We start from the raw sequence: 8469 nt of genomic DNA, 5'->3' as shown, positions 1-8469 counted from the left end.
TATAGACTTTTTGAAGGACAAGTCTATAGACTATTTTTATAATTTATTACTTAAAGTCCTAGAGAATATTAATAAGCATTCTCTATAAATTCAAATTTTCTTACATCAAATAATCCCTTATCAGTTATTTTTAAATCAGGAATAACTGGAAGTGATAAGAATGATAAAGTCAAAAATGGATTGAAATTAATATCTGGAGCAACTTCTTTTATAGCTAAATGTAGCTTTTCTAAATCATCAACAACTTCTTGAGATTTTCTTGAAGTTATTAATCCAGCAATTTCTAACTGAATTGATGCTAATACTTTTTTATCTTTAACTACTATAATTCCACCATTTAGTTTTTTTAGCTCTTCAACTGCAAATATAATATCTTCATCAGATGTTCCACAGGTTATTAAGTTGTGGGAATCATGAGCAACAGTTGTAGCAATTGCCCCATATTTTAAATTTAAGCCTTTTATTATTCCAAGACCAATGTTACCAGTATTTCTATGTCTTTCAATTACAGCTATTTTTAATAAATCTAAATCTATATCACATTGAAATAATTTTGTATTTTTTAAAGTATTTATATTAATTGTTATATGAGTGCTTTCGAGTTTATTTGGATTAATTCCAATTACATTAAGCTTTGTTTTTTCATGTAAATTTATTTCTAAGTCTTTCTCTGTAAATTTATTTATATTAATATTATTTAATTTAGGGAATTTATAGATTTTATTAGAAGCAGTAGCTACTAATTTGCTGTTTTTTACAACTAAAGAACCTTTTTTATAAACTGAGTTAATTTTAAAATTAGATAAATCATCTAATATTAGGAAATCAGCTATATATCCAGGGGCAATAGCTCCTTTGTATTTTAGTGAATAACATTCTGACGTGTTTAATGTACACATTTGTATAGCAGTTTCAGGTGATAAACCATAAGAAATAGCCATTCTTATAGAGCTATCTATACTTCCATTTTTTATTAAGTCATCTATATGTTTATCGTCTGTACAAAAACATATCCTTCTACTATTAGAAAGAGAAACAGATTTTATTAATTCATTTAAGTTTTTTGCAACGGAACCTTCTCTAATATGAACATACATACCACGTCTAAGCCTATGAGTAACTTCTTCTGCAGAGCAACATTCATGATCTGTAAGTACATTTGCAGTAGCATATACATTAAGCATATCATTTGTGAATCCTGCACAATGCCCATCTATAATAAACTTATTTGATTTTGCGTCCCAAAGTTTATTAATCATATTATTAGAGCAATTTATAACAGCAGGAAAATTCATAACTTCAGCAAGACCTAATACATTAGTTTCATTGTACAATGGAACTAAGTCACTACTTTCTAATATTGCTCCAGAAGTTTCAAAAGAAGTGGCTGGAACGCATGAAGGAAGCATAAAGTAATAATCAAAAGGAGTATCTTTAGCAAGGTCCATAATAAGCCTTATACCTTTATCTCCTAGTACATTAGCAATTTCATGAGGGTCAATAACTATAGATGTGATTCCATGTAACAAAGCCGCTTTATAGTATTCTTTTGGAGTTACAAGGGATGATTCAATATGGGCATGAGCATCTATAAGACCAGGGCAAATAAATTTACCAGTACCATCAATTTCAACTATGCCTTTATAATTACCAAATCCAACAATAATACCATTTTTAATAGCTACGTTGTCAACAAAGGAACTGTTTTGGAATACGTCAACAATAGTTATATTATTAATAACTAAGTCGCATATTTCATTTTTACTTGAAGCCTTAATTTGAGATATAAAATCTTTTTTATTCATAAATTCACCTCAGAGTATATTTAAATATAATAATAAACAACCTGATTTAGATTAAAACTTCATAGTTATACTATTTAAGGTAGTATAGTAGATACGCCTAAACCATATTATTAGGCTTATAATAATGTTATTTTTATCTATTATATGAAATAATAGCCAAGCTGTCAAAGAAATTTATTTTATAATATATAGTACTAATATAAATAAAATAAAGAACTTTTAAATTACCATATTTTGTGATTTAATATAATTTATAAGGAGGGGGTATTCTTGCCAATAAAAATTCCAATAGATCTTCCAGCATATACTGTCTTGTCTGATGAAAACATTTTTGTAATGAATATTGAAAGGGCACAAACTCAAGATATAAGACCTTTGCAAATAGCAGTTTTAAATCTTATGCCGATAAAAATTCAATCAGAAAATCAATTACTAAGATATCTATCCAATACTCCACTTCAAGTAGAAATAACATTGTTACAAACTAAAACTTATACATCTCAAAATACACCAATAGAGCATTTAAAAAAGTTTTATAAGTATTTTGATGAAGTTAAAAATAAAAAGTTTGATGGGTTAATAATTACTGGGGCACCTGTTGAAACTATAGAGTTTGAGGATGTAGCATATTGGAATGAACTTGAAGAAATAATGGAATGGAGTAAGAAAAATGTTTTCTCAACACTTCATATATGCTGGGGTGCTCAAGCAGCACTATATTATCATCACAATATAAGTAAAAAAGCTTTAAAAAAGAAAATATTTGGAGTATTTCAACATAGGGTAAATAAAATTAATGAGGATTTAACTAGAGGATTAGATGATATTTTCTATGCACCACATTCTAGACATACTACAACGTCAAAAGAAGATATTGAGAAAAATGAGAATCTAGAGATATTATCGGAATCAGAAGAAGCTGGATTGTTTATAATTGCTACAAAAGATAAAAGACAAATCTTTATAACCGGTCATTTAGAATATGATAGAGACACATTGAAAAGTGAGTATTTAAGAGATATTAATAATGGAAAAGATATTGATATACCAAAAAACTATTTTCCTAAGGATGATATAAAAGAAACTCCAATGGTTAGATGGAGAGGAAGTGCAAATATAGTCTTTGGAAATTGGCTAAATTATTGTATTTATCAAAATACTCCATTTAAACTTGAAAATATTGAATAAATTGCAGTAATCAAGTGAGTAAACCTATAGATGTTCACCTTTTATTATATTAAATAATATAATAATTTTATGAAAGCTTAATATTTGGAGGAAATTATGAAAGATAGAGCGGTTATAGTTGGATGTTCGGATAAGTTTATAATATATTTTACTAAATATCTTATTTTAAATAATATTGAAACATATTTGATTATTAGGAAAAATGAAGACAGTGATATATTAAAGGAAATAGAAAAGGATGTTACTATAATAAGGCTTGATGGGAACGTAGAACATTTAAAGTTGTTTCTTAAATCTATAGAACCGAAGGTAATATATAATTTGTGTAATATAGATTTAAGTGAGAAACCAGAAATTAAAGAAGTCATTGATAGAGACTATTCAGAGGTTATTTTAATTTTAGAAGCTCTTACAGATTCAAGAAGTACTAAATTTATAAATTTTATAAATAAGACTTTAGAAGATGAAAATAAAATTTCATTGGACTTATATTCAGCTATTGAAAAATCACTAGAAAGTATAATTGAATATTATAAAAATAAATACAATATTGAAGTTTTAATAAAATATAAAACTGGAGATATGGGGTTAGATTTAGAATCATTGATGAATTATTAAAAGGAAGGGAAACTTCCTTTTATTTTTATGACAATACTCACTTTACTTATTGCTAATATATGTGATATCTTTTAAGTAAATACTTGAAAGATAAGTAATTTCAATAGGAATAGGTAAACAAAATGAAAGAACTAGTAAAAAGTCAATTAAGCAACATGGATTTATTTAAAAATATTGACACAAATACAATATATGAACTAGCCGAAATAGGCGAGAGTAAATGTTACTTAAAGGGAAGTCATATATTTAGAGATAAAGAAGAAATTAATAAAATTTACATAGTATGTAGTGGAAAAGTTTCATTATATAAATTAAATGAGTCTGCTCAAAAGAAAGTAATATTTATATTAGGGAAAGAGACTATTATTAATGCAGTAGTTTTAGATGACTTACCAGCATCTATAAACTGTGAAGTATTTGAAAAATCAGAAATATTATCTTTTGATAGAATGAGATTTCAAGAAATTATGGCAAAAGATTTTGAATTAACGAAAATAGTAATATCTTCTTTAAGCATAAAGGTGAGAAGATTGTACAGGCAGTTAAAGAACTCTACGTCTTTAAAGGTTGAAAAAAAAGTAGCGGCAAAGCTATGGAAGTTATGTAAGGATTATGGAAAAGAAATTGAAGAAGGTACTTTAATAGATTTGAATATAAGTATAACTTATCTAGCAGATATGTTTGGTGCTCCAAGAGAAACCATATCAAGAGCATTAAAAATTCTTCAAGAAAATAATTTAATAACATACGAAAAGAGAAGAATAGTAGTAAAAGATAAAGATAAAATTGTAAAATTTTTCAAGGGAATAGAAACTAAATAAAATATAAAAAATAGAGAAACTGTGATAATTATCACAGTTTTTATTTTTATTAAGCTTTATAATCTTGTTGTAGAGATTGTGATTATAATCACAATAATAAGGGGGAAATTATGTTTAATGAAGAATTTAATAAAGTATCAACAGCAGCAAAAGCAAAAGTAGAATTATTAAAAGAAAACAGAATTGGCTATTTTATAAGCTCAATGCTTGCTGGAATCTATGTTGGACTTGGAATTATGCTGATTTTTACAATTGGAGGATTACTTAATTCAGCTAATTCACCAGCAACTAAAATTGTTATGGGATTGTCATTTGGAGTAGCCTTGAGTTTAGTAATATTTGCAGGTTCTGAATTATTTACAGGGAACAATTTTATCATGGCTGTAGGATCATTAAATAAAGAAGTCTCTTGGTTAGAAACAATTAAAGTTTGGATAGTAAGTTTTATTGGAAATTTAACAGGTTCAATACTTGCAGGAACATTATTTTTTATGGCTGGATTAGCCAATGGTCCAGTTGGAGATTTTATAGCAAAAACTAGTGCTACTAAAATGTCTTTACCAGCAAGTGATTTATTCTTCAGAGGAATACTATGTAATATGTTAGTTTGTTTAGCAGTATGGTGCAGCTTTAAATGTAAAGAAGAAGTGTCCAAGCTTATAATGATATTTTGGTGTTTATTTGTTTTTATAACAGCAGGATTTGAGCATAGTGTAGCAAATATGACTTTACTAACAATAGGATTGCTTTCACCAGCTGGAGCAGCTGTAAGTATAACTGGGTATGCCTATAATATTATACTTGTTACTCTAGGCAATATGGTTGGAGGAATTGTATTTATGGCAATACCTTATTACATAATATCAAGAAAGAAAAAAGTAAATTAAAGAAATAAACTAAGAGGTGTTTAAGATGGGATATAAGCTTAAAGTAAAAGAATTTAACAAAGGACTACAAGAGTTATCAAAAAATATAAGATATATGCACCAAAGGTTTTGGAGGGAAAAGGAACCTTTTCAGACACTGATATAGTTAGATATGGTGAAATATCAAAAATTCAAGAAATAGAGTTTGATAAAAAATCACAGTTTTCATATAAAGAAGTTTTACTTCCAATAACACAAACATTATTTTTCTTTACAGAAAATGAAGTTAAGGAACCAGAAGTTGATGAAAAGTCAATATTAATATTTTTAAGGAGTTGTGATATACATTCTTTAAAAAGAATAGATAATATTTATTTAAATAATAAATTTGAAGATCCATATTATAAAAAATTAAGAGAAAAAGCTAAGTTTGTTTTAATAGGTTGTGAAAAAAGCTTTAAGAGTTGTTTTTGTGTAAGTATGGAAACAAATAAAACAGATGAATATAATGCTTATATTAAGCAAAATGGAGAAGAAGTATATTTAGATATAAAAGATGAAGAATTTGAAAATATATTTAAAGCATTAAGTAATGAAACTTTAAATGTAACTCCAGACTTTGTAGAAGATAATGAAATTGAAGTTAGCATACCAGATAACTTAGACCTAAAAGTTATGAAATCAACTATGTGGGATGAGTATTCAGAAAGATGTATAGCTTGTGGTAGATGTAACTTTGTCTGTCCAACGTGTACATGCTTTACTATGCAAGATATATTCTACAAAGACAATGGGAAAGTTGGAGAAAGAAGAAGAGTATGGGCTTCATGTCATGTAGATGGATATACTGATATGGCAGGAGGACATAGCTTTAGAAAAGATAAAGGGCAAAGAATGAGATTTAAAGTTCTTCATAAAGTTCATGATTACAAAAAAAGATGGGGACATCATATGTGTGTAGGATGTGGAAGATGTGATGATATCTGTCCTCAATATATATCCTTCTCAAATTGTATAAATAAATTAGAAAAAGCTATGGATGAGGTGACTAAGAATGACTAAAAATGAATATTTACCTTTTATATCAGAAATATTAGATGTTATTAAACATACAGAAATAGAATATACTTTTAGAATGGCTTTTAAAGGAGATGTGAAGCCAGGACAGTTTTTTGAAGTTTCAATTCCGAAATTTGGTGAAGCACCTATATCAGTAAGCGGAATAGGTGAAAATTATGTTGATTTAACAATAAGAAGAGTTGGTAAAGTTACAGATGAAGTTTTCAATAATTATGTTGGAGATAAGCTATTTTTAAGAGGACCCTATGGGAATGGATTTGATATAAATAATTATAAAGATAAGGAAGTAATAGTAGTAGCTGGAGGAACTGGACTTTCACCTGTTAAAGGAATTGTAGATTATTTTTCAAATAATACAAATGATTGTAAAAGTTTCACTTTAATTTCAGGTTTTAAATCTCCTAAAGATATATTATTTAGAGAAGATATAAAAACCTGGGAAAAGAATATAAATGTAATATTAACAGTAGATGGAGCGCAAGAAGGATATCAGGGTAAAGTTGGGCTCGTAACCAAATATGTTCCAGAACTTGATATAAAAGATATAAAAAGTGTACAAGTTGTTGTGGTTGGACCTCCTATGATGATGAAATTTACTGTATTAGAATTTTTAAAGCTAGGAATTAAAGAAGAAAATATATGGATATCACAAGAAAGAAAAATGTGTTGTGGAATAGGAAAATGCGGACATTGTAAAATAGATGATACATATATTTGCTTAGAAGGACCTGTGTTTAATTATTCAAAAGGAAAAGATTTAATAGACTAGGGGGAATTGCTATGAATACAAGTACTACGGATATCAATACTAAAAAGCTTAAAAAAAATGCCTTTAGAGTTACAAAGGAAAGAGGAATGACAGCTTCAAGAGTAAGAGTTCCTGGTGGATTATTAAAGGCTGAATATTTAGGATTAATTCAAGAAATTGCAGATAAATACGGTAATGGAACAGTTCACTTAACAACAAGACAAGGCTTTGAAATTCCGGGAATAGATATGGAAGATATATCAGAAGTTAATATCATGTTACAACCTATAATAGAAGGATTAGAAATAAATCAAGAAGTTCCAGGAAAGGGATATACAGCAGCAGGAACAAGAAATGTATCAGCATGCATAGGAAACAAGGTATGTCCATTTGGTAATTATAATACAACAAACTTTGCTAAGAAAATAGAAAAAGCAATATTCCCAAATGATCTACATTTTAAAATAGCTTTAACAGGATGTCCTAATGATTGTATAAAAGCTAGAATGCATGATTTTGGAATAATAGGAATGACAGAGCCACAATTCGATAGCAGTAGATGTGTATCTTGTGGAGCGTGTATTAAAGCTTGCAGTAAAAAATCAACAGGAGCTTTACATGGAGAAAATTATAGACCTGTTAGGGATCATAGCAAATGTATAGGATGTGGACAATGTGTTATTAGTTGTCCAACGGGAGCTTGGAGCAGAAGTAAAGAAAAATATTATAGATTAGCTATAATGGGTAGAACAGGAAAGAAAAATCCAAGATTAGCAGAAGATTTTATAATATGGGTAGATGAAGAAAGTATAATACAAATAATATTAAATACTTATAAATACGTTAAGGAATATATTGCAAAGGATGCCCCAGAAGGAAAAGAACACATAGGATATATCGTTGATAGAACAGGTTTTATGGAATTCAAAAAGTGGGCTCTTGAGGGAGTTCAGCTTTCAGATAAAGCAATTCTTAAAGAAAATATTTATTGGAGCGGAGTAAAATATTAATAATTTTAAGCTGTGAACAAGAGTCAAAAATAATAGAAGATGCTCCATAAGCTAATAGCTACGAAAGAAGTACTAGGCTTCAAAAAATTGCTATGCCAAGAGTTTTGGTTAACTCGACTACGTTCAGACAAACCAACAACTCTAAGGCATAGCAATTTTTTCTTCATCAAGCACTTCTAGTTTCTCACTATAATTCATAGTTTTTGGAATAAAGTAAAAGGTAAAAGGTTATGATACAAACTTCAAAGCAATTTATAAATACAAGAATGAAAAAATTGAGGTTGTTTTGCTGCACAAAACTAACTACTGTCCCTAAGCTTACCTTGAACTAGA

Annotated in this window: 7 protein-coding genes, 1 pseudogene and 1 riboswitch; of the genes and pseudogenes, 7 read left to right on the top strand and 1 reads right to left on the bottom strand. The window is 28.1% G+C overall.

Features of this window, described 5'->3' with window-relative positions:
• Nucleotides 1-68 precede the first annotated feature (68 nt).
• Nucleotides 69-1805 (bottom strand): adenine deaminase, encoded by a 1737-nt coding sequence (ade, locus tag A500_RS15740; RefSeq protein WP_016208557.1) that lies wholly within the window; start codon nt 1803-1805, stop codon nt 69-71.
• A gap of 42 nt (nt 1806-1847) precedes the next feature.
• A riboswitch (purine riboswitch) is annotated at nt 1848-1950 on the bottom strand.
• A gap of 125 nt (nt 1951-2075) precedes the next feature.
• Here ade and metA point away from each other — a divergent pair.
• The 7 genes and pseudogenes from metA (at nt 2076) to asrC (ending at nt 8136) form a co-directional block, all read left to right on the top strand.
• Nucleotides 2076-2993, top strand: a complete 918-nt coding sequence (gene metA / locus A500_RS15735; protein WP_016208556.1) for a homoserine O-acetyltransferase MetA — start codon at nt 2076-2078, stop codon at nt 2991-2993.
• 96 nt (nt 2994-3089) lie between these two features.
• Nucleotides 3090-3611: a hypothetical protein gene (locus A500_RS15730; RefSeq protein WP_016208555.1), complete on the top strand. Its 522-nt coding sequence runs from the start codon at nt 3090-3092 to the stop codon at nt 3609-3611.
• Nucleotides 3612-3733: 122 nt separating this feature from the next.
• Nucleotides 3734-4432 carry a Crp/Fnr family transcriptional regulator gene (locus tag A500_RS15725; protein WP_016208554.1) on the top strand — a complete coding sequence of 233 codons (699 nt, stop codon included), beginning with the start codon at nt 3734-3736 and terminating at the stop codon, nt 4430-4432.
• 110 nt (nt 4433-4542) lie between these two features.
• A complete protein-coding gene (locus A500_RS15720) occupies nt 4543-5319 on the top strand; it encodes a formate/nitrite transporter family protein (protein ID WP_016208553.1) in 777 nt (258 codons plus the stop codon).
• Nucleotides 5320-5344: 25 nt separating this feature from the next.
• A pseudogene (gene asrA, locus A500_RS15715) lies at nt 5345-6360 on the top strand (anaerobic sulfite reductase subunit AsrA).
• A complete protein-coding gene (asrB, locus tag A500_RS15710; RefSeq protein ID WP_016208551.1) occupies nt 6353-7147 on the top strand; it encodes an anaerobic sulfite reductase subunit AsrB in 795 nt (264 codons plus the stop codon). Before asrA ends, asrB begins: the two are co-directional and overlap by 8 nt.
• An 11-nt stretch (nt 7148-7158) precedes the next feature.
• Entirely contained in the window at nt 7159-8136 is a 978-nt protein-coding gene (asrC, locus tag A500_RS15705) for a sulfite reductase subunit C (RefSeq protein WP_016208550.1), read from the top strand.
• Nucleotides 8137-8469 lie beyond the last annotated feature (333 nt).

Origin of the sequence: Clostridium sartagoforme AAU1 (assembly GCF_000401215.1) — a bacterium.
GTDB classification, from domain to species: domain Bacteria; phylum Bacillota; class Clostridia; order Clostridiales; family Clostridiaceae; genus Clostridium; species Clostridium sartagoforme.
Note: the sequence above shows the minus strand (reverse complement) of the source record. Positions and strands in the feature narration are given on the sequence as shown.